The following is a 20,367-nucleotide window of genomic DNA, read 5'->3' on the forward strand; positions in this document are numbered from 1 at the left end:
CGCAGAGATGGTCCGTTCTTTGCCAGTGCATCGCGATCGGGAGACGCTTTACCCGGTGGCCACGATGGCAAAAGCCGCTGACGCGGGTGTCGCTTCCGCCATCGCAACCTCCTCCGCGCCTCCGCGCCTCCGCGCGAACCAGCTTCTTCTTCTACCCCAACAGCGCCCGCGCGCGGTCGCAATCCGCCGCCATCTGTACCTTCAACGCGTCGAGCGATTCGAACTTCGCCTCGGGCCGCAAATACTCGATCAGCGCGACCTCGATCACCTGCCCGTACAGATCGCCGTCGAAATCGAAGAAATACGGCTCCAGCAGCTCGATCGGCTCGCCCGCGATCGTCGGCCGGATGCCCAGATTCGCCGCCCCCCGCAGCACCCGCCCGTCGGCCAGCCGCCCGGTCACCGCATAGATGCCGTAAGCTGGCCGCAGATAGTTGCCCATGGCGATGTTGGCGGTGGGATAGCCCAGCTGCCGGCCGAGCTTCGCGCCATGTTCCACCACGCCCTCGACCGCGAACGGCCGGGTCATCAGCGCCGCCGCCTCGCGCGGGCGTCCTTCGCGCAAGGCATCGCGGATGCGCGATGACGAGATCACCGCCGCGCCGCCCTCGACCGGGGCGACCGTCTCGGCGGTGAAGCCATGCGCCTCGCCCAGCGCGCGCAGCACGCCCACGTCACCGCTTCGTGCCCGGCCGAAGGTGAAGTCGGTGCCGGTCACCACTCCGCCCGCGCCGATTTCGCCCGCTAGCCGCCGGGCAAACCCCTCCGCCGACAGCCCGGCCAGCGCGGCGTCGAACGCGAATACCAGCATCGCATCGGCCCCGGCGGCGGCGAACAGCCGCGCGCGCTGGTCGAGGCTGGTCAGCCGGAACGGCGGCAGCTGCGGCTGGAAATAGCGGCGGGGATGCGGGTCGAACGTCGCTACGATCGCCGGACGGCTCCGTTCGCGGGCACGCGCGACGGCGCGGGCGACCACCGCCTGGTGCCCGGCATGAAATCCATCGAAATTGCCGAGCGCGACCACGCCCCCGCGCAAATGGCCGGGGACCGTCGCGCCGCCGTCCAGACGCTCCATCGCCGCCCCTTAGCGGGCAGGGGAACGGGGGGAAAGGGGCTGGATTCCGCCACGCAGCACGCGCAGCGCGTTGCCGCCCATCACCGTGGCGATGTCGCCCGGCGCCATGCCCGCCTGCGCCAGCGCCTCGGCGACCAGCCCGACCCACGCCGTATCGAACCCGGTCGTGACCGCCCCGTCGAAATCGGACCCCAGCGCGACATGGTCGATCCCGGCGATGTCGCGGACATGGACGATGGCCTTTGCGATCGCCGCCGGATCGGTCGAACACACCGCGCCCGGCCAGTAACCGATGCCGACGATCCCGCCGGTACGGGCGATGCCGCGCACCTCGTCGTCGGTCAGGTTGCGGTTGACGTTGCACGTCGCCTGCACCCCGCCATGGCTCGACACCACCGGCCGGCGTGCGACGCGCAGCACATCGGCCAGTGCGGCGTGGCTGGCATGCGCCACGTCGACGATCATGCCCTTGTCCTCCATCCGCGCGACGACCTGCCGCCCGAACGGGGTCAGTCCGCCCTTAGCGCGGCCGTGCATCGATCCGGCGACCTCGTTGTCGTAGAAATGCGCGAGGCCCGCCATGCGGAACCCGCTGCGATACAGCCGGTCGAGATTGGCGAGGTCGCCCTCCAGCCCGTTCAGCCCCTCGATCGACAGCAGCGCGCCGACCGGCCGGGGGTGGCGGGCATGGAACACCACCGGTCCGGCACTGCGCGCGTCGAGCAGCGAGTCGAGATCGGCGGACGAACGGATCAATCGCAACTGCCCGTCCGACTGCGCCGCCGCACGCCGCAGCCGGGTGGCGTGCCACAGCGATCGATTGAGCAGCGACCCCCAGGTCCTGACCGGCTGCAACTGCGCGATCACCAGCGGGGTGATGTTGTCGCTGTCGTCGCCGTTGCTGTCGTAATTCTGCCCGCGCGGTGTCTTTGTCACCGACGAGAACACCTGCAACGCGACATCGCCGTCCTGCAGGCGCGGCAGGTCGACCTGCCCCCGCTCACCGCGCGTCAACAGGTCGCGTGACCACAGCAGCGTATCGGCGTGCAGATCGACGATCGGCCCCGCCACCACCGGCGCGGGTGCCGTCGCCATCCGCCTGGCCAGCGCCGCGCTCGGCTCGACCTTGTTCATCGATCGCTCGACGATGCCGGGCGCCAGCGCGAAAAAGGCGGCGGCCAGTATCGCCAGCGCCGCCACGCCCCACCAGACCGCCCTACGCATCCGCCCCTCACGCCCCTTGGGCGTCGCGATCGACGCCATGCGCCCCTTTACGCGGAGGCGGGCGGGCGGAGCAATCGGACGAAGCTGTACGCCGGACGTTCTCTCGCGGCACTGTGATCCTCGCGCCACGCTTCGACCCAGCCGGTGAAGCGCGGGACGATCGCATCGCCTTGCGGGCTGGCATGGACCTCGGTCAGTTCGACCCGCTCGATCTGCGGCAGGAGCAGTGCGAACACCTCCGCCCCGCCGATCACCGCCGCGTCGGGCCCGGCCAGCGCCAGCGCCGCTTCGGGGCTATGCGCCACCTCCGCCCCGTCGGCGCGCCAGTCGGTCGAGCGGGTCAGCACGATATGCCGCCGGCCGGGCAGGGGGGCGGGAAAGCTCTCGAACGTCTTGCGCCCCATCACCATCGCCCGCCCCATGGTCAGCGCCTTGAACCGCTTCAAGTCGGCGGGCAGGTGCCACGGCAACTGGCCATCGACCCCGATCACGCCATTATCGGCCCGTGCGAGGATCGCGTCGATCATATCGCCACCGCCGCCTTGATATGCGGCTGCGCGACATAGTCGTGCAGCACGAAATCCTCGAGGACATAGCCGTCGATCGCATCCGGCCGCCGCGCGATCTCCAGCCGCGGCAGCGGCCCCGGCGTGCGGCCCAGCTGTTCGCGCGCTTGGCTGAGATGGTTCTCGTACAGGTGGCAATCGCCGCCGGTCCAGATGAACTCGCCGACCGCCAGGTCGCATTGCTGCGCCAGCATGTGCGTCAGCAGCGCATAGCTCGCGATATTGAACGGCACGCCGAGGAAGATGTCGGCGCTGCGCTGGTACAGCTGGAGCGACAGTTTCCCGTTCGCGACATGCGTCTGGAACAGGCAGTGGCAGGGCGACAGCGCCATCGCGTGCAGCTCGCCCGGGTTCCATGCGGTCACGATCTGCCGGCGCGATGCGGGGTTGGTGCGGATGGTCGCGATCAGTTCGGCGATCTGGTCGATATGCCGCCCGTCCGCCGACTCCCAGTCGCGCCACTGCTTGCCATACACCGGGCCGAGGTCGCCGTTCGCATCGGCCCATTCGTCCCAGATGCTGACCCGCTGCTCCTGCAACCACCGCACATTGGTGTCGCCACGCAGGAACCACAGCAGCTCGATGATGATCGACCGCAGGTGCAGCTTCTTGGTGGTCAGCACCGGAAAGCCGGCGGCAAGGTCGAAGCGCATCTGGTGCCCGAACACCGACCGCGTGCCCACGCCGGTGCGGTCATCGGTCGGAACGCCATGGTCGAGCGCGCGCTGCATCAGGTCGAGATAGGGGGTCATCTGGCGACACCTTGGAAATCAAAGATACCGTTCGTCCTGAGTAGCCACTGAGCTTGTCGAAGGGGCGTATCGAAGGACCGTCACGGGTGCTTCGATACGGGTCTTCGACTGCGCTCAGCCCCTACTCAGCACGAACGGGGTGTGTAGCGGATACACATCCAACCGGCCTGTTACACAAAAAAAGGGCCGATGCGTCGCCGCACCGGCCCAGGGGTTTTCCGCAGGAGGAAACTGTGGGTCCGGGCGGCAGGGGACTAGGCCGCCGCCCGGAAGAGAAACTCAGTAATTGTAGGCGCGCTCGCCATGTTCGCCGAGGTCGAGGCCTTCCAGCTCGACTTCCTTCGACACGCGGCCCCCGGTCAGCGCCTTGGCCACGACCCAGGCGATCGTCGTGCCGACCGCGGCCCAGACGATGGTCACCAGCACCGCGAACACCTGTACGCCCAGCTTGGCACCCATGTCGTAGTCGGCCGCACCCGGACCGCCCAGCGACGGGGCATAGACCACCGCCGTGCCGATCGCGCCGATGATACCGCCGACGCCGTGGATGCCGAACGCGTCGAGCGAGTCGTCATAGCCGAGCTTGGGCTTCACCACGGTCACCGCGAAGAAGCAGACGACCGAGGCGACGGCGCCCAGCACGATCGCGCCGAACGGACCCGAATTGCCCGCCGCCGGCGTCACCGCGACGAGGCCCGCGATGATGCCCGAACAGAAGCCCAGCGCCGAACCCTTGTGCCCCGAAAACTTCTCGGCGAGCATCCAGAACAGGCCGGCCGATGCGGTGGCGACGAAGGTGTTGATCATCGCGAGCCCTGCGGTGCCGTTCGCTTCCAGCGCGGAACCCGCGTTGAACCCGAACCAGCCCACCCACAGCAGCCCGGTGCCGACCATGGTCAGCGTCAGCGAATGCGGCGCCATGCGCTCGGTCGGGAAGCCCAGCCGCTTGCCCAGCAGGATGGCCAGCATCAGCGACGAGACGCCGGCGTTGATATGGACCACCGTACCGCCGGCGAAGTCGAGCGCCCCCGCCTTGAAGAAATAGCCGCTGGTCGCCCACACCATGTGCGCGATCGGGAAATAGGTGATCGTCAGCCAGACGATGGCGAAGACCATCACCGCGGCGAACTTGATGCGTTCGACCACCGACCCCAGCACCAGCGCGATGGTGATCGCGGCAAAGGTCATCTGGAAGCTGATGAAGACATATTCGGGGATCTCGACCCCGGCGGTGAAGGTCGCCGCCTGCGACGCGGCGGTGACGCCGGCGAGGAACGCCTTGCCCGGGCTGGCGATGAAGCCCGACAGCGTCGCATTCGCGACATCGGGGCCAAAGGCGAGCGAATAGCCGTACATCACCCAGATCAGCATCGCGAGTGCCGCGACCGCGCCGATCTGCGTCATCACCGACAGCATGTTCTTGGTCCGGGTCAAACCGCCATAGAACAGCGCGAGGCCCGGCACGATCATCATCAGCACGAGGACGGTCGACACCATCATCCATGCGGTGTCGCCCTTGTTGACGGTCGCGACCGGCGCGGCAGCGGCGGCGGGCGCCTGCAAGGCGGCGTCCTGTGCCCAGGCCGGCAGCGCGGCGAACAGGCCGAGCGCGGCGCCGGCCATCAGTTTCTTCGGATGTTGCATGATGCCCCCCATCACAGCGCGGTCAGATCGGTTTCGCCGGTGCGGATGCGCACGGCCTGGCCCACATCGAGGACGAAGATCTTGCCGTCGCCGATCGCGCCGGTGTTCGCCGCGGCCTGCACCGCCTCGACCACACGGCCTGCGATGTCGCTGTCGCACACCACCTCGATCTTGATCTTGGGCACCATGTTGGTGCTGTATTCGGCCCCGCGATAGATTTCGGTCTGGCCCTTCTGCCGCCCGAATCCCTTGACCTCGCTCACCGTCATCCCGGCGACGCCGATCTCGGTCAGTGCTTCGCGTACCTCATCCAGCTTGAACGGCTTGATGATGGCGATGACTAATTTCATGTCGCCCCCTCGTCGCATGATTGCGAGGGAGAGCATCGCAACGACCGTGCCAGTTGGGCGTTCGATGGTTTTCCGGGGGCTGGCCGGCCAGCCGCCGGGTTAACGAGCGGTTAATTTGTGCAGTGCGGCGGAGTTGCCCGTTTTTCAGGCAGCGTCGTCGACGATCGGGCGAGCAGCATCCAGATTGTCGGCATCGACCATCACCCGCACCGGGATCAGCAGCCAGCTGCCGTCGCCGATGCTCGCCTCGCCATCGAACGCCACTGCCGGAATATCCTCGCTTTCCAGCCGCCCGACGATGATCTGCGCCTCGACCCGCGGGAAACGCCCCAGTTCGGCCAGCGGCATCAGGCGGTGCCGCCGACGGTGAGGCCATCGATCAGCAGCGTCGGCTGCCCGACTCCCGCAGGCACCGACTGCCCGGCCTTGCCGCACATGCCGACCCCTTCGTCCAGCGCGAAGTCGTTGCCGATCCCGCGTACCTGCTTCAGCACCTCCGGCCCGTCGCCGATCAGCGTTGCGCCCTTGATCGGCGCGCCGATCCGGCCGTTCTCGACCCGGTACGCCTCGGTGCAGGAGAACACGAACTTGCCCGACACGATGTCGACCTGCCCGCCGCCAAACGATTTCGCGAAGATACCGTTCTTCACCCGCGACAGCAGCTCGGCCGGATCGTCGTTGCCGCCGGTCATGAAGGTGTTGGTCATGCGCGGCATCGGCGCATGGGAGAAATCCTGACGCCGGCCGTTGCCGGTCGGCGCGACGCCCATCAGCCGCGCATTCAGCCGGTCGTGGATATAGCCCTTCAGGATGCCGTCCTCGATCAGGATATTCTCCTGTGTCGGCGTACCCTCGTCATCGATCGACAGCGACCCGCGCCGGTCGGCGATCGACCCGTCGTCGATGACGGTGACGCCCGGTGCCGCGACCCGCTCGCCGATCCTGCCCGAAAAGGCGCTGGTGCCCTTGCGATTGAAGTCGCCCTCCAGCCCGTGGCCGATCGCCTCGTGCAGCAGGATGCCCGGCCAGCCCGCGCCCAGCAGCACGGTCATCTCGCCCGCCGGCGCGTCGACCGCCTCCAGATTGACCAGCGCCTGCGCCAGCGCGACGTCGATCGCGCGGTTCCACGTTTCGGCTGCGAACAGCGAATCGTAGAGGTAGCGCCCGCCGATCCCGAAGCTGCCCGTCTCGCGCCGCCCGTTCGCCTCGGCCACGATCGACACGTTCAGCCGCACCAGCGGCCGGACGTCGGTGGCGATGAAGCCGTCGGGGCGGACGATCTCGACCACGCTCCACGACCCCATCAGGCTCGCCGAAACCTGCACCACGCGAGGATCGCGCGCTCGTGCGGCGGCGTCGATCGACTGGCACAGCGCCACCTTGTCGCCAAACGGGATCAGGTCGAGCGGATCGGTGGCGGTATAGAGGTGCCGGTTGTTGCCGCGCGGCGGCGGTGCCTTGGCCCCCTTCGCCGGATCGATCAGCGCCATCGTCTCACCCGCCCGCCGGATCGCGGCTTCGGACAATTCGTTGGCATGGGCGAACGCAGTCGTCTCCCCCGACACCGCGCGCAGCCCGAACCCGGCATGGGTGTCGTACGACGCGGTCTTCAACCGGCCATCGTCGAACCCGAACGCTTCGGAGCGGCGATACTGGAGGTAGAGTTCACCATCCTCCGCATTCGCAAGCGTCGCCTGCGTGGCACGGAGCGCGGCGGCGGGGTCGAGGTCGCCGGTGTAGAGGTACGAGCGGGGATCGGTCGGGGTCATCCGCTAGATATAGGGGCGCGGTGGCGTGGGGGAATGGGTCCTTGGGCAGTTGACGTAGCGACCCGTACCTACTTGCAGACCTTCGTCCGTACCGCCAGACGTTGGACATGGGAGACACTTCGCCGCCTACTTGTGTCTGCGCTTCGCTCTCCGATCTTGCAGCCGTTCCAATGGGCGGCGACGGGCTGGATGAGCGTGTGTTCGCCACGATCGAGGAGATACGCCGCCACGGCGACGATCTTTGGTGGCTGCATCTGGCTCGATGCAGCGCTTGTAATCAGCATTGGATGATCGCGCAGGAAGAGCGGATTTTCGATATCCATTTCCTCCGGCGTGTAGGCGATGACGTTGCTGAACATATTATGCGAGGCGATTGGCCTGCAGAATTCATGACGTACGAACGCGTACTCGAAATAGGCCATGCCTTCGCGACACCGTGTGTATTTCTGGACCCTCATGCCAGTTCGCTGCAATGGTCAGCCGAAGATTTGCGGGCAGCGCGTCCGAACATCACGATCGGCGAGGTAGCGCGATTGCTGGGCGTCACGCCGAAGAACGCTGCGCGTTTGCTTCGGGGGCAGGGCCGGCTCGCCGCTGCATGGGCACGCTGGCGTGCGGCGTTACGATAACGGGATGCAGGCAACAGGCTTACGGCTTGGAATGCATTTCAATTGCGGCACAGTGCGGACGTGTGGAAGAGGTGTCCCAGCCAAGTAGACGTCGGCCCAGCGAAGGCTGGGCCTCTGCGGTTCTTGTCCCGCGTCATTACCGGGAGATACCAGCCTTCGCTGGGATGACGTTTGGGGGAGATGGGAAGGCGATCAGCACCGCCGCGGCGAAGCCGCGTCGTCGGTCGGCGGGCAAGGGCGAGCTTGCCCGCCGCCGGCCGGGCGCGGGCCTTGCTGGTTGTCCGAACTGCGTTCGGCCTTACCGGCCCGCGCCGTCCCCATGATCCTTGAGCTGCGACTGATCCGCCCCATCGGCCGGCCCGCCGATCAGCACGAAGCGCCGGTCGCAGTATCCGCAATCGACATAGCCCGTCTCGTCGATCTGCAACCACACGCGCGGATGGCCCAGCGCGGGGGCGATGTCGCCGGCACCGTCGCAGGCGACGCGGGGGGTGGTGACGCGGAGGAGTTCGGGCGGGGGCAGCATGGGTCCAGCCGATAGCAATCACCCGCGCCCGCGACAAGACGGCGCTTGGCTTGGGGCGGGCGCGGGCGTATCGGCGCAGCCATGGACACCCAAGCCGCCATTTCGATCCGCGACCTGTGCAAGACCTATGCTGCGGGGAAGGGCGGGGCCCCGGCCAAGGTCGCGCTCGACGGCGTGTCGTTCGACGTACCGCGCGGGCAGATCTTCGGCCTGCTCGGCCCCAACGGCGCGGGCAAGTCGACGCTCATCAACACGCTGGCCGGGCTGGTCAACAAGACAAGCGGATCGGCATCGATCTGGGGCTTCGACATCGACGAGCATCCCCGTAACGCCAAGGCGTCGATCGGCATCGTCAATCAGGAAATCCTGTTCGACCCGTTCTTCACCCCCGCCGAGACGCTGGAGATCCAGGCCGGCCTGTACGGCGTGCCCCGGGCGAAGCGCCGCACCATGGACCTGCTGCGCGCGGTGCATCTGGCGGACAAGGCCGACGCCTATGCCCGCACGCTCTCGGGCGGCATGAAGCGGCGGCTGATGGTGGCGAAGGCGATGGTCCATTCGCCGCCCGTCCTCGTCCTCGACGAACCGACCGCCGGCGTCGATATCCAGCTGCGCCAGCAATTGTGGGACTATGTCCGCGAACTCAACGCCGACGGGGTGACGGTGGTGCTGACCACGCATTACCTCGAGGAAGCCGAGCAATTGTGCGACCGCATCGCCATCATCAACCACGGCCGCGTCGTCGCCAATCAGCCGACCCGTGAACTGCTGGGCATGGCGCAGGAAAAGGCGGTCGAACTGACCGTCGACCGCGACCTGACCGACCTGCCCGCCGCCGGCGTCTTCGAAAAGGTCGAGCGCAAGGGCGACCGGCTGCTCGCGATCACCTATCGCAAGGACGTGGCGAACGCGGGTGAAGTGTTGGCGGCGGTCGCGGCGCAGGGCTACGGCATCGTCGACGTCGTGACGCGCGAGGCCGATCTGGAGGACGTGTTCCTCAACCTGACGAACGACTGAACGGCTTGGCGGGCCGCAGGGGCGATCGGCGCGGGCAAACCCGCATGCCCTGCGCTCCGTCCCGCGCTACCGGATGTGAGGGAAGGCATATCCGCCATAAAAGCGCGCGGGGATGTCGCCGAGCCGCCGCATCCTTGCGCGGTAATTCTCCTTGCCCCAGGTGACGAGGCTCAGTTCCATCGGCCAGTCGGCGAGGTGACGTCCGTCCATCGCACGGTCCGCCTGATCGTCCGGCACTTTCCAGAAGTCGGGCATGACGTCGCCCATCGCGACCCATGGCCCCTTTCCCGCGCGACGAACCCTGGGCTGGAAGTGCGGATCGACGACGACCCAGTGGCGTTGCGTAAAGGTGCTGGGGCTGCCGGTTTCGGCCAGGCTCGAATCGATCTGCAGCACCAGCCAGTGCGAGCGCCAGAACCGCATCAGGTTGGCGAACATGAAGAGGCTCGATTTGACCGCGCCGACCCCCATGTTGTTGACCTGCGGCCGTGATCCCGCCGCTTGGAACCAGCCCTCGAGAACCCAGGGATAGGTAACGGAGAGCGCCACGTCGTCGGGTTCGGCCCCCCTGCGCAGGCCGGAAAGGGGGCGCGTCGATGCGCTCAGCGTGGCCATCGTCATCCAGTCGAGTTCCGAAATCTGCTCCTTGCCCTTCCGAAGGCCGGCGATCTCGCGCAGCGCCGCCTTGGTTCGATCCGCCGATTCCACATCGACATGTCCCGCGCGGGTCCCAAAGGAATATCTGCCGGTCTGCCACAGCATGACGGCATAGGCGACATAGACGTCCGGCCGATCCCTCAGCACGCAGTAGAGGAATGCCGCCGGCCCGCAATAGGACGTGCCGAGCTGTCGCGGCGTATGGGTGCCGCGCAGCCTGGCATCGATCTGGGCGGCAAGGACGTCGCGCGTGACGGGCCAGCCGACGGGGCTCTTTTGCAGCGCCGCGACGGCCGGCGGTTTCGCCCCGGCCGGGCGTCCCGCCCGGACGAAGCGGTCCAGAACAGACCGGGCCTGCGCCATGCGTTCGGACGGCAGGGTCACGGGGCGATCCTTCCCGTGATTGCGGGGGCGGTCGGTCGCGGCGATGGCGAAACCTCGGCACGACGTTCGCGATCGGCACGGATTCTATCGGTCGTCATCTGCACCGCCAACCCCAGGGCGGCGCAACCCATGATCGAAACGATCGCCCAGACGATACCGGAACGGTCGGTACGGTGCACATCCGGCATGGCGGAGCCCAACACGCCGGAGGGCGGTTCGCCATGGCGGTTGGTGATGGTCTGCCCGGGACGGAGGAACGTGACCGCGACCACCGCGACTGCCACCACGCCGACGGCGATCGCCGCCATGCCTTCGATCAGCCGCGATACGATCGCTGCCAGTGCCAGGAGCGTTCCGACGAGTACCAGTGCGCCCGTTGCCGCGCCTTCTCCCCTGTCGTGACGGCGACGGCCGGCTTCGGCGAACAGCTTCGCCAGCACCGCGCCGCCCAGACCGCCGAACAAGGGAAAGGTCGCGGCGTCGCACGTCGCGAGACCCCAGGCGACGAACGCGAAGAGTGCGGTGACGGAGACGAGCACCGCGAAAAATCGGATCGCACCGGTTCTGCCCCGGCTGGAGAAGAAGGCTGCTGGACCGGCCCGTCGACCGGAAGACTGTCGGTCCGACATCGCTGCTCCCACCTATCGATCGCATGACGCGTTCGTCGTCCACGGGGGTATCGTCGACCATCGGCACGACGTCAACGCGACGGAGGTTGTTCGCTGCCTGTTCTCGGTCTTCTCTGGCCTTGAATGCGATTGCCCGGTATCCCCGATGGTGGAAACCACATCGATCCGGGTCGGGCGCGATCGGAATCGACCAAGAGCCAAGTCGTTGAGCAGCCAACAGGATATGCCTTCCCCTGTCCGAAAGATCATCCATGTCGACATGGACGCCTTCTTCGCGTCGGTCGAACAGCGTGACGCGCCCGAACTGAAGGGAAAGCCGGTCGCGGTCGGCGGGTCGAGCGGGCGGGGCGTCGTCGCCGCCGCCTCTTACGAAGCGCGCGTGTTCGGGGTGCGCAGCGCCATGCCCTCGGTCACCGCGCTGCGCCGCTGTCCCGACCTGATCTTCGTCCGCCCCCGGTTCGAGGTCTACAAGGCGGTCAGCCAGCAGATTCGCGCCATCTTCCTCGACTATACCGATCTGGTCGAGCCGCTGTCGCTCGACGAAGCCTATCTCGACGTGACCGCCAACCGCCGCGGCCTGCCCAGCGCCACCGCCACTGCGCAGGAAATCCGCGACCGCATCCGCGCGACGACCGGCCTGACCGCGTCCGCCGGGATCAGCTACAACAAGTTCCTCGCCAAGCTCGCCTCCGACATGAACAAGCCCGACGGCCAGTGCGTGATCCCGGTCAGGGCCGGCCCGCGCGTCGTCGCGTCGCTGCCGGTCGGCAAGTTCCACGGCATCGGCCCGAAAACGGTCGAGCGGATGGAGGCGCTGGGCATCCGCACCGGCGCCGACCTCGCGGCGTGGGACCTGCCCGCGCTGCAACGTACCTTCGGCAAGGCGGGCGGCTGGTATCACGGCATCGCCCGCGCCGAGGATCACCGCCCGGTCCGCCCCAATCGCGTGCGCAAGTCGTCGGGCTCCGAAACCACCTTCCACCACGACCTGACCGACCCGGCGGCGATCGAGGAGCGGGTGCTGGCGATGGCCGACGACGTGTGGGACTGGGTGGAAAGGACCGGCCAGCACGGCCGAACCGTCACGGTAAAGGCGAAATACGCCGATTTCCGCATCGTCACGCGCAGCCGCACCCTGTCCGCGCCGGTCGCCGACCGCGCCACGCTGCACGCCACCGCCCGCAGCCTGATCGCGACACTCTATCCCTTGCGCACCGGCCTGCGGCTGGTCGGGGTGACGATGGCCGGATTCGGCGGGGCCGACCCGCCCAGCGGCCAGCTCGACCTGTTGTAACGCGCACCCCCAACCATCGTCATTCCGGCGAAGGCCGGAATCCATTGTGTCGGGTGTTCTCGATCTTGCTTGGCCGTTTCCCCATCCATGGATTCCGGCTTTCGCCGGAATGACGGCGGATCATGGCCGGTCGAGTGTCCAACGCTTTGACGCCCACCCGCAACCCGCCTACAACCGCGCACGTCCCCGGGGGAGCGTTTCGTCACGCTTGAGAGGAAGGCCGCAGCCTTCGACCCGCTGAACCTGATCCGGCTGACACCGGCGTAGGGAGGGAGCGGCCACGAGAGTCCCGCCCCCTCCGCATGGAGTGGAATATGGCAGACATCCCCGCACGCACCGAAATTGGCGTTACCACCGGCCCGATCCGTGGCAGCCGCAAGATTCACGTCGGTCCCCTGAACGTCGCGATGCGCGCGATCGACCTCGATCCCTCGTCCGGCGAACCGCCGCTCAACGTCTACGACACCTCGGGCCCCTACACCGACCCGAACGCCCGCATCGACATCATGGCCGGCCTGCCGCAGCTGCGCCGCGACTGGATCATGGCCCGCGGCGACGTCGAAAGCTACGACGCGCGCGAACTGCGCCCCGAGGATAACGGCCAGCTCGGCCCCGACCGGTCGGGCGGGGTCCAGCCCTTCCCCAACGTCGTCAAGCGTCCGCTCCGCGCCAAGGCGGGCGCGAACGTCAGCCAGATGCACTATGCCCGCCGCGGCATCATCACGCCCGAAATGGAATATGTCGCGACCCGCGAGAATCTCGGCCGCGAGATGCTGCGCGACTACAAGCGCGACGGCGAGAGCTTCGGCGCGGCGATCCCCGATTTCGTGACCCCCGAATTCGTCCGCGACGAAGTGGCGCGCGGCCGGGCGATCATCCCCAACAACATCAACCACCCCGAATCCGAACCGATGGCGATCGGGCGCAACTTCCTGGTCAAGATCAACGCCAATATCGGCAATTCGGCGGTCGCCTCCAACGTCGCTGCCGAAGTCGACAAGCTGGTCTGGTCGATCCGCTGGGGCGCCGACACGGTGATGGACCTGTCCACCGGCCGCAACATCCACGACACCCGCGAATGGATCCTGCGCAACTCGCCGGTGCCGATCGGCACGGTGCCGATCTATCAGGCGCTCGAAAAGGTCGGCGGCATCGCCGAGGAACTGACGTGGGACATCTTCCGCGACACGCTGATCGAGCAGGCCGAACAGGGCGTGGACTATTTCACCATCCATGCCGGCGTCCGCCTGCCCTACATCCCGATGACCGCGAAGCGCGTGACCGGCATCGTGTCGCGCGGCGGGTCGATCATGGCGAAATGGTGCCTCGCCCATCACCGCGAATCGTTCCTCTACGAACATTTCGACGAGATCACCGAGATCATGAAGGCGTATGACATCGCCTATTCGTTGGGCGACGGCCTGCGCCCCGGTTCGATCGCCGATGCGAATGACGAAGCGCAGTTTAGCGAGCTGTTCACACTGGGCGAACTGACCCACCGCGCGTGGGCACAGGACGTCCAGGTCATGATCGAAGGCCCCGGCCATGTGCCGATGCACAAGATCAAGGAGAATATGGAGAAGCAGCTGCAGGTCTGCGGCGAAGCGCCCTTCTATACGCTGGGACCCCTCACCACCGACATCGCGCCCGGCTACGACCATATCACCAGCGGCATCGGCGCGGCGATGATCGGCTGGTACGGCACGGCGATGCTCTGCTACGTCACGCCCAAGGAGCATCTCGGCCTGCCCGACCGCGACGACGTGAAGGTCGGCGTGGTGACCTACAAGCTCGCCGCCCATGCCGCCGACCTCGCCAAGGGCCATCCGGCCGCACAGATGCGCGACGATGCGCTGAGCCGCGCCCGCTTCGACTTCCGCTGGCGCGACCAGTTCAACCTGTCGCTCGACCCCGACACGGCGGAAAGCTATCACGACCAGACCTTGCCCGCCGAAGGCGCCAAGACCGCCCATTTCTGTTCGATGTGCGGCCCCAAATTCTGCTCGATGAAGATCACCGCCGAAGTCCGCGAGTTCGCCGCCAAGCAGAACGCCCCGGCCGACACTTTCATTGCTGCCGACAAGGCCGACGCGGACCGCGCGCTGTTCGCGAACGGTCCCGCATCGGTGGCGGCGGCCGAGGCCGGCATGGCGGAAATGAGCGAGAAGTTCCGCGAGAAGGGTGGCGAGGTGTACCTGCCGGCGGAGTGAAGTGGCACCCGGTCGACTACGGAACGGTTAATAACTGTTAGCTGACGATCCGTAATTTCCAACCGATTCTATCGTATGATTCGTTGACAAGAATGGCCAAATGCCCTATGTCAAGAGGGCAGCTCGTGAGTGGGGTCGTCTGATCGCAGAAGCAGCTGCCCGAGCGGCTCGGAGGTGACTCCGGGCCGTCTCCTTATCCGAGCCTTACGATGCCATCATCGGATCGAGCAGCCGCTTTCATATTTTTGACGGCTATAGGCAGAGCGTCGAACAGTGTTCCTAAGCCTGCTTCAGTTCGACGTTCGTCAAGAAGTCCTAACTCGTTCCGGACTTTTAGAAAGGCTGCAAAAGCAATAACATCTGCGATCTGCGTGAAGTGGCAAAGTTTGGAATTTTTGAAATTCCCGTCTTTGACAAACATGTCCAAAGGAAGATTGCGTTGGTCACCGAACATTGATCCGGTTGGGAGGTGCTTCATGGCTCGCCGGTATAATGTACGGTACTCGGGATGCCCTTCGTCAAAGAAAACTAGTGCATTAACATTCCGCGCTACGCATTGTCTCCTCATTCTCTGAAACAGCGCATACATCACTCTTTCAAGGCGGGCGTGTCCATACATTTCTCGACCGCGAGTACCAGTGACTGTAATGACGCTTTCGGGCGGAAGAAAGTCTATACCGGAAAGCATCTCTTTGTAATACTTGGTGACATCCTTACTTGGAATTTGCCTGTTGCCGTAGATGTAGTTTCCACGGCCCCCGGCAAGTTTAGTGCCGTGGAGTTCTTTGGTTGCGGGTATTTTCAGATTTCTTGATAGGCTTGCTCGCCATTCTTTTGCGGCTGCCAAGTGAGTTGGCCACGTTATCTGCCAAACCCCATCCACTGGCCGCAAGAAGGGCACTGCCAGAGCAGTTACTGCAAAGAGGGAGCGATCATTTGATTCATCGATATAGAAAATATCGATGCCGCCAGGTTTCAGAAGCATCCGGTAACTATATCGGTAAATTTCAATAATGATACCGGCACTGCGCCACCTGAGCCGCCTGCTCCAAGCCAGACCCCGTCACGCGATACACCAACCGATGTTCATGACTGATCCGACGCGACCACCAGCCTGACAGGTTGCCGCCCAGCGGCTCCGGCTTGCCCGTCCCCTTGAACGGATGCCGCCGGCATTCCTCGATCAGCCCGTTGATCTTGTCGACCATCTTGGCATCGTTCGCCTGCCAGTAGCGATAATCGTCCCACGCCGTCGGCCAGAACGCGACCTTCATGGAAAGGGCACGCCTTCGTCACCCTGCTCGAACCCGCGCACCGCCTCCAGCAACCGCTCCGCATTCCTCGGCGACCGCAGCAGATACAGCGTCTCCTCGATCGACGCCCATTCGCTGGCCGAGATCATCACGACGCCTTCGCCGCGCTGGCGGGTAATCGCCACCGGCATCCGGTCGGCGACGACCCGGTCCATCACCGATTTCAGATTGGCGCGCGACTCTGTGAAGCTGATCGATTCCATGAAACGAATGTACGGAACATTGTACAGAACGCAAGGGTCCGCCAAAAACCACTGTCCTACAAGTTCCCAATATGTTCCCCTCCCGCCCATGCGCAACGACACCCAGCTCCCGGAGCATTCGCCCGCGCCCGCACCGGCGCTCGACCCCTCGAACCTGACCGTCCCGTCCGAGACACCCTATCTCGACGCCAACGGCTATGACCCCGCCGATTACCAATGGGTCCCCGTCCGCCGCAAACCGCGTGCCGACGGCTGGTCCGAAGCGAAACAGCGCGACTTCATCGAAACGCTCGCCGATGGCGGGTCGGTCAGCGAGGCGGCGCGCGCCGTCGGCATGTCGCCCAGCAGCGCCTATCGCCTGCGCCGCTCGCCCGGCGGCGAAGCCTTTGCCCGTGCATGGGATGCGGCGGTCGCGCAGGCGGTGGGGATGCTGGTCGACGTCGCGTTCGACCGGGCGATCAACGGCACCGTCGAACCGGTACTCGATGCGGAGGGGCAGCGGATAGGGTCGCGGCATCGCCCCGGCGACCGGATGCTGATGTTCCTGCTCGCCGCCCATTATCCCGACCGCTACGGCAAGCAGCAGCGGCGCCGGCCGGCGCACGGCGAGGCGGAGGCACCGGCCCCCACTCCGACGCCGAGCGTGGCCGAGGCGCTCGACGCACTCTCCCCCGCGCCGCCGGCCGAACCGGAAAAGCTGATGACCCCGGCCGATCTCGACGTCGCGATCGAGGTCGCCGATCTGGCCGATGGCCGGCTGCCCGGCTGGCTCGATCCCGATCGCCGCGTGGAACCCGCGCCGCAGCCGGTCGAACCGCCGCTGCCCGAACCGCTCGCGGCGGCGCTCGCCGAACACGACGACATCTACATCTCCGAGCCGGGGCCGCTGGGCATGGCGTTCGAGGTCGAACTGGAACTCGCCAAGCGCGGCATCGTCGTGCCGCGCCCCCGGCCACAGCCGAACCGCCGCGCGCGCGGCAAAACGCGGCGAGTGTGACTTTCGTGACCTTTGGACACGAAACGGGGCGCCGCGCGTGGTTCGCGCGACGCCCCGTCCTTCACAACTCCGATCCACCGACGGGAAAGCGTCACCCCGGCGAAGGCCGGGGTCTCCCGCGCCTCCTGCCGCGCGCTGTCACCGGGAGATCCCGGCCGGTGCCGGGATGACGTCCGATCCGGCGTGGACGGATCGAACGGTATCCCGGCGCGGATTACATCTTGTTCGCGACGGCCTGTTCGATCTGGGCGTTGTCGGTGTCGTCGGCCTTGTCGGCGGCGTCCTCGCCCATGTCGCGGACGTTCTCGGCCTGACGCTCCAGCGCATCCTCGACCTGCTCGTTGCTGGTCAGGTCGGCCTGGTCTTCCAGCGCGTCGGCGCGGTTCTCGGTCATCGCCTCGATATTGTCGGCGGCCTTGTCGTCGGCATTGCCACCACATGCGCCCAGCAGCATCAGCGCGGCCAGACCGGTCGCCGTCATCATCGTCTTCATGGCAATTCCCTCTTCCTTCCGCCCCTGTGGCGGACAAGCGGGTTCAATCGTCCGAACCGCCCGATGGTTCCGTCTGCGTATCGAGTGCCGGGATCGCCCAGTCTATCTCGCCGCGTCCCTGCCTCGCGAGGAACGCATTGGCCTGGCTGAACGGGCGGCTGCCGAACCAGCCGCTATGCGCCGACAGCGGGGAGGGGTGGCGCGCGCGCAGCACGAGGTGCCGGCCCCCGGCGGCTACGTCGCGGACGAACCCGGCCTTCTTCTGGGCATGCGATCCCCATAGCAGGAAGACGCTGGGCGGCCCCTGTTCCGCCACGGCATGGACGACCGCGTCGGTCAGCGCCTCCCATCCCCGTCCGGCATGGGCGGCGGCGCGGCCCTGTTCGACGGTCAGCACCGCGTTCAGCAGCAGCACCCCCTGCCGCGCCCAGTGTTCGAGGAAGCCATGGGGCGGCGGCGCGATGCCCAGGTCGCTGTGCAGTTCCTTGTAGATGTTGCGCAGCGACGGCGGCACCGGCACCCCCGGCCGGACCGAGAAGGACAGCCCGTGCGCCTGCCCCGGCCCGTGATACGGGTCCTGCCCGAGGATCACGACCCGCACCTTGTCCAGCGGGGTCAGCGCCAGCGCGGTGAACCAGTCGGCGCTGTGCGGCAGGATGCGCTTGCCCGCCGCCTTCTCGGCCTTCAGGAAGTCGCGCAAGGCCGCCATGCCCGGGCTGTCGAACACCGGGCCCAGCGCCGGCGCCCAGCTGGGGTCGATCGCAGGCGGGATCATGCGCGCTTGCGCACGAACTCGGCGCGCAGCACCAGCCCCTTGATCCCTTCGAACTTGCAGTCGATCTCCTGTGCGTCGCCGGTCAGGCGGATCGACTTGATGAGGGTGCCGCGCTTCAGCGTCTGCCCCGCGCCCTTGACGGTCAGGTCCTTGACGAGCGTCACCTGATCGCCATCGGCCAGCACATTGCCCACCGCATCGCGGACGACCACGTCGTCGTCGCCGACCGGCGCGGCGGCGACCTGCGACGCCGGCACCCACTCGCCGCTCGCCTCGTCATAGATATAGTCGTCGTCGCTCATGGCGTTGTCCGTCTTCCCAGTGCGCTGTCCCGAATGGCCCTAGGCTCTCCCGTTCGTCCTGAGTAGCCATTGAGCGAAGTCGAAATGGCGTATCGAAGGACCGCTTGCGGCCAGGTGCTTCGATATGGGTCTTCGACTAGCTCAGCCCTTGCTCGGCACGAACGGTTCTTCCCGTGCGGTATGGTCAAGGCAGACACTCGGGTCAGAACAACCCCGGCACCTCGCGCTGCGCGGTCGACGGGCGGGCGGGTTGCAGCAGCGTGCGCTCGTCGAACCGGCCGCGGGCGTTCTGCGCCGACGTGCCCGCCGACCCGCTGATCCGGCTGCACGACCGCCCGGCGAGGAAGTCGAGCGCGCGGGCCACCGACTGTTCGCGGGCATCGCCCAGCGGATAGCTGATGTCGTCGCCCGCCTGGCAGGTGTTGGGCACGGTCGCCGCCAGCCCGTCATAATAGGCCGCCGACCGCGCCGAGTTCTGCACCGCCAGCGCCACGACGCGCAGGCGATCGTCGCACGCCGCGCGGTCGAGCGCGATCTGCCCGACCGGCTTGCCATAGGTGTTGGTGCCGACCAGCGCCATGTTGCTGCCCAGATAGGGCACGAACGCGTTGATGACGAGTTCGCTGGCCGAGGCGGTGTTGCCGGTGCCGATGAAGGCGATCCTGACCGGCGCCACCGACTGCGGCTGCGGCTGGAAGAAGCGCGTCTCGTTCTCCGCCGCCTTTTCGGGGCGGAAGCTGGTGTAGCTGTAGACCTGGCCGGCCGACTTGTCGCGGCCGAGCAGGTCGCCCATCAGGTCGGCGATCGAGATCAGCCCACCGCCATTGTAGCGGAAATCGATGATGAACTCGGTGATCCCCTGCGCCCGGAAATCGGCGAAGGCGTTCCGGAGCGGCGTCTCGGCCGACGAGATGAAGGTGCGCAGGTTGATGTAGCCGACCTTCCTGGCGCCGTCGGTCAGCACCTTGGCGCCATAGCGCGTCGATACCGGCAGCAGCGCATAGTCGGTCTTGGTGACCGTCGCGGTCCGCGTGGTGCCGTCGATCGTGCGGAACTGGAACACGCGCGCCGTGCCCGGCGTGTCGGGGCCCAGCGCATTGTTCAGCCCGCTGGTGCCCTCGGCATCGACGATCGCCGATACCGCGCGCAGGCTGGCGGTCGACGTGCCGATCTGCAGGATCTCGGTGCCGCGGTCGATCCCGGCGGCCAGCGCCGGGGCCCCTTCGAACGATTCGGTTATCAGCAGCCGCCGCCCGGTCGAATCGAGCGCGAAGCGGGTGCCGAACCCGGCGGTCGCGCCGGCGTCGTAATAGGCGTTCTCCTCGGCGATCGACGTCACGTAGGTAAAGAACCGGTCCTTGCGCTGGCTGCGCGCGGTCGCGGTCAGCGCGTCGATATAGCTGTCGACCGACGTATAGGGCGTCGGGTCGAGCGTGGCGGGCAGCGTCTCGGGAAAGAGATACCATTCGCGCAGCTGCGCCAGGGCCCAGTCCTGCCGCGCGCGCAGCGAACAGGCGGCACTGGTGGTCGGCGTGGGCGTGGGGGTCGTGCCCGGCAC

General features: G+C 66.7%; 23 protein-coding genes and 1 riboswitch. Of the genes, 5 read left to right on the forward strand and 18 right to left on the reverse strand.

Features of this window, described 5'->3' with window-relative positions:
- Positions 1-151 precede the first annotated feature (151 nt).
- The 8 genes from QLH51_RS08840 to tldD form a co-directional block, all read right to left on the reverse strand.
- Positions 152-1,075 carry a bifunctional riboflavin kinase/FAD synthetase gene (locus QLH51_RS08840; RefSeq protein ID WP_125657758.1) on the reverse strand — a complete coding sequence of 308 codons (924 nt, stop codon included), beginning with the start codon at positions 1,073-1,075 and terminating at the stop codon, positions 152-154.
- Between the two features lie 9 nt (positions 1,076-1,084).
- Positions 1,085-2,299: a dipeptidase gene (locus QLH51_RS08845; RefSeq protein ID WP_125657854.1), complete on the reverse strand. Its 1,215-nt coding sequence runs from the start codon at positions 2,297-2,299 to the stop codon at positions 1,085-1,087.
- Between the two features lie 47 nt (positions 2,300-2,346).
- Positions 2,347-2,826, reverse strand: coding sequence for a dihydrofolate reductase (locus QLH51_RS08850; protein ID WP_125657760.1), 480 nt, complete (start codon positions 2,824-2,826; stop codon positions 2,347-2,349).
- Positions 2,823-3,617, reverse strand: coding sequence for a thymidylate synthase (locus QLH51_RS08855; RefSeq protein WP_125657763.1), 795 nt, complete (start codon positions 3,615-3,617; stop codon positions 2,823-2,825). Before QLH51_RS08855 ends, QLH51_RS08850 begins: the two co-directional genes overlap by 4 nt.
- Before the next feature lie 279 nt (positions 3,618-3,896).
- Positions 3,897-5,261: an ammonium transporter gene (locus QLH51_RS08860; protein WP_125657766.1), complete on the reverse strand. Its 1,365-nt coding sequence runs from the start codon at positions 5,259-5,261 to the stop codon at positions 3,897-3,899.
- Positions 5,262-5,272: 11 nt separating this feature from the next.
- Positions 5,273-5,611 carry a P-II family nitrogen regulator gene (locus QLH51_RS08865; RefSeq protein WP_055787719.1) on the reverse strand — a complete coding sequence of 113 codons (339 nt, stop codon included), beginning with the start codon at positions 5,609-5,611 and terminating at the stop codon, positions 5,273-5,275.
- A 144-nt stretch (positions 5,612-5,755) separates the two neighbouring features.
- Entirely contained in the window at positions 5,756-5,959 is a 204-nt protein-coding gene (locus tag QLH51_RS08870; protein ID WP_125657769.1) for a putative signal transducing protein, read from the reverse strand.
- Positions 5,959-7,380, reverse strand: a complete 1,422-nt coding sequence (gene tldD / locus QLH51_RS08875) for a metalloprotease TldD (RefSeq protein ID WP_125657772.1) — start codon at positions 7,378-7,380, stop codon at positions 5,959-5,961. Before tldD ends, QLH51_RS08870 begins: the two co-directional genes overlap by 1 nt.
- Positions 7,381-7,487: 107 nt before the next feature.
- On the opposite strand from tldD, the gene QLH51_RS08880 reads away from it, so the two are divergent.
- Positions 7,488-8,009 (forward strand): hypothetical protein, encoded by a 522-nt coding sequence (locus QLH51_RS08880; RefSeq protein ID WP_125657775.1) that lies wholly within the window; start codon positions 7,488-7,490, stop codon positions 8,007-8,009.
- Between the two features lie 298 nt (positions 8,010-8,307).
- Here QLH51_RS08880 and QLH51_RS08885 read toward each other — a convergent pair whose 3' ends face one another.
- Entirely contained in the window at positions 8,308-8,535 is a 228-nt protein-coding gene (locus QLH51_RS08885) for a zinc-finger domain-containing protein (RefSeq protein ID WP_125657778.1), read from the reverse strand.
- 81 nt (positions 8,536-8,616) lie between these two features.
- Between QLH51_RS08885 and QLH51_RS08890 the strand changes: the two genes are divergently transcribed.
- Positions 8,617-9,552, forward strand: a complete 936-nt coding sequence (locus QLH51_RS08890) for an ABC transporter ATP-binding protein (RefSeq protein WP_125657781.1) — start codon at positions 8,617-8,619, stop codon at positions 9,550-9,552.
- 66 nt (positions 9,553-9,618) lie between these two features.
- Here the strand turns inward: QLH51_RS08890 and QLH51_RS08895 are convergent, their stop codons facing one another.
- Both QLH51_RS08895 and QLH51_RS08900 read right to left on the reverse strand, forming a co-directional pair.
- Positions 9,619-10,593: a hypothetical protein gene (locus tag QLH51_RS08895; RefSeq protein WP_125657784.1), complete on the reverse strand. Its 975-nt coding sequence runs from the start codon at positions 10,591-10,593 to the stop codon at positions 9,619-9,621.
- A complete protein-coding gene (locus QLH51_RS08900; RefSeq protein WP_164516144.1) occupies positions 10,590-11,132 on the reverse strand; it encodes a hypothetical protein in 543 nt (180 codons plus the stop codon). The genes QLH51_RS08895 and QLH51_RS08900 overlap by 4 nt, the downstream gene beginning before the upstream one ends.
- A 313-nt stretch (positions 11,133-11,445) precedes the next feature.
- Between QLH51_RS08900 and dinB the strand changes: the two genes are divergently transcribed.
- Together dinB and thiC are read left to right on the forward strand one after the other, a co-directional pair.
- Positions 11,446-12,516: a DNA polymerase IV gene (dinB, locus tag QLH51_RS08905; protein WP_125657790.1), complete on the forward strand. Its 1,071-nt coding sequence runs from the start codon at positions 11,446-11,448 to the stop codon at positions 12,514-12,516.
- Between the two features lie 183 nt (positions 12,517-12,699).
- Positions 12,700-12,790, forward strand: a riboswitch (TPP riboswitch).
- A 40-nt stretch (positions 12,791-12,830) separates the two neighbouring features.
- Entirely contained in the window at positions 12,831-14,726 is a 1,896-nt protein-coding gene (gene thiC / locus QLH51_RS08910; RefSeq protein ID WP_125657793.1) for a phosphomethylpyrimidine synthase ThiC, read from the forward strand.
- A gap of 193 nt (positions 14,727-14,919) precedes the next feature.
- On the opposite strand, the gene QLH51_RS08915 is transcribed toward thiC, so the two are convergent.
- The 3 genes from QLH51_RS08915 to QLH51_RS08925 are packed head-to-tail and all read right to left on the reverse strand — an operon-like array spanning position 14,920 to position 16,242.
- Positions 14,920-15,711, reverse strand: a complete 792-nt coding sequence (locus QLH51_RS08915; protein ID WP_125657796.1) for a DUF3800 domain-containing protein — start codon at positions 15,709-15,711, stop codon at positions 14,920-14,922.
- 22 nt (positions 15,712-15,733) lie between these two features.
- Positions 15,734-16,000 carry a Txe/YoeB family addiction module toxin gene (locus QLH51_RS08920; protein ID WP_125657799.1) on the reverse strand — a complete coding sequence of 89 codons (267 nt, stop codon included), beginning with the start codon at positions 15,998-16,000 and terminating at the stop codon, positions 15,734-15,736.
- The gene (locus QLH51_RS08925) at positions 15,997-16,242 is read right to left on the reverse strand and encodes a type II toxin-antitoxin system Phd/YefM family antitoxin (protein WP_125657802.1); all 246 of its coding nucleotides are present in this window, start codon (positions 16,240-16,242) and stop codon (positions 15,997-15,999) included. The genes QLH51_RS08920 and QLH51_RS08925 overlap by 4 nt, the downstream gene beginning before the upstream one ends.
- An 88-nt stretch (positions 16,243-16,330) precedes the next feature.
- Between QLH51_RS08925 and QLH51_RS08930 the strand changes: the two genes are divergently transcribed.
- Positions 16,331-17,239: a hypothetical protein gene (locus QLH51_RS08930; RefSeq protein ID WP_125657805.1), complete on the forward strand. Its 909-nt coding sequence runs from the start codon at positions 16,331-16,333 to the stop codon at positions 17,237-17,239.
- Positions 17,240-17,453: 214 nt separating this feature from the next.
- On the opposite strand, the gene QLH51_RS08935 is transcribed toward QLH51_RS08930, so the two are convergent.
- The 4 genes from QLH51_RS08935 to QLH51_RS08950 all read right to left on the reverse strand — a co-directional run bounded on the left by QLH51_RS08935 (position 17,454) and on the right by QLH51_RS08950 (position 20,367).
- On the reverse strand, positions 17,454-17,732 hold the full coding sequence (locus QLH51_RS08935) for a hypothetical protein (protein ID WP_125657808.1): 279 nt from the start codon (positions 17,730-17,732) through the stop codon (positions 17,454-17,456).
- A gap of 43 nt (positions 17,733-17,775) precedes the next feature.
- Entirely contained in the window at positions 17,776-18,507 is a 732-nt protein-coding gene (gene ung, locus QLH51_RS08940; RefSeq protein WP_125657810.1) for a uracil-DNA glycosylase, read from the reverse strand.
- Positions 18,504-18,809, reverse strand: a complete 306-nt coding sequence (locus QLH51_RS08945; RefSeq protein WP_125657813.1) for an alkylphosphonate utilization protein — start codon at positions 18,807-18,809, stop codon at positions 18,504-18,506. The genes ung and QLH51_RS08945 overlap by 4 nt, the downstream gene beginning before the upstream one ends.
- 202 nt (positions 18,810-19,011) lie before the next feature.
- Positions 19,012-20,367, reverse strand: a complete 1,356-nt coding sequence (locus tag QLH51_RS08950; protein ID WP_125657816.1) for a S41 family peptidase — start codon at positions 20,365-20,367, stop codon at positions 19,012-19,014.

Source organism: Sphingomonas sp. 2R-10, assembly GCF_030062225.1.
Classification (GTDB): domain Bacteria; phylum Pseudomonadota; class Alphaproteobacteria; order Sphingomonadales; family Sphingomonadaceae; genus Sphingomonas.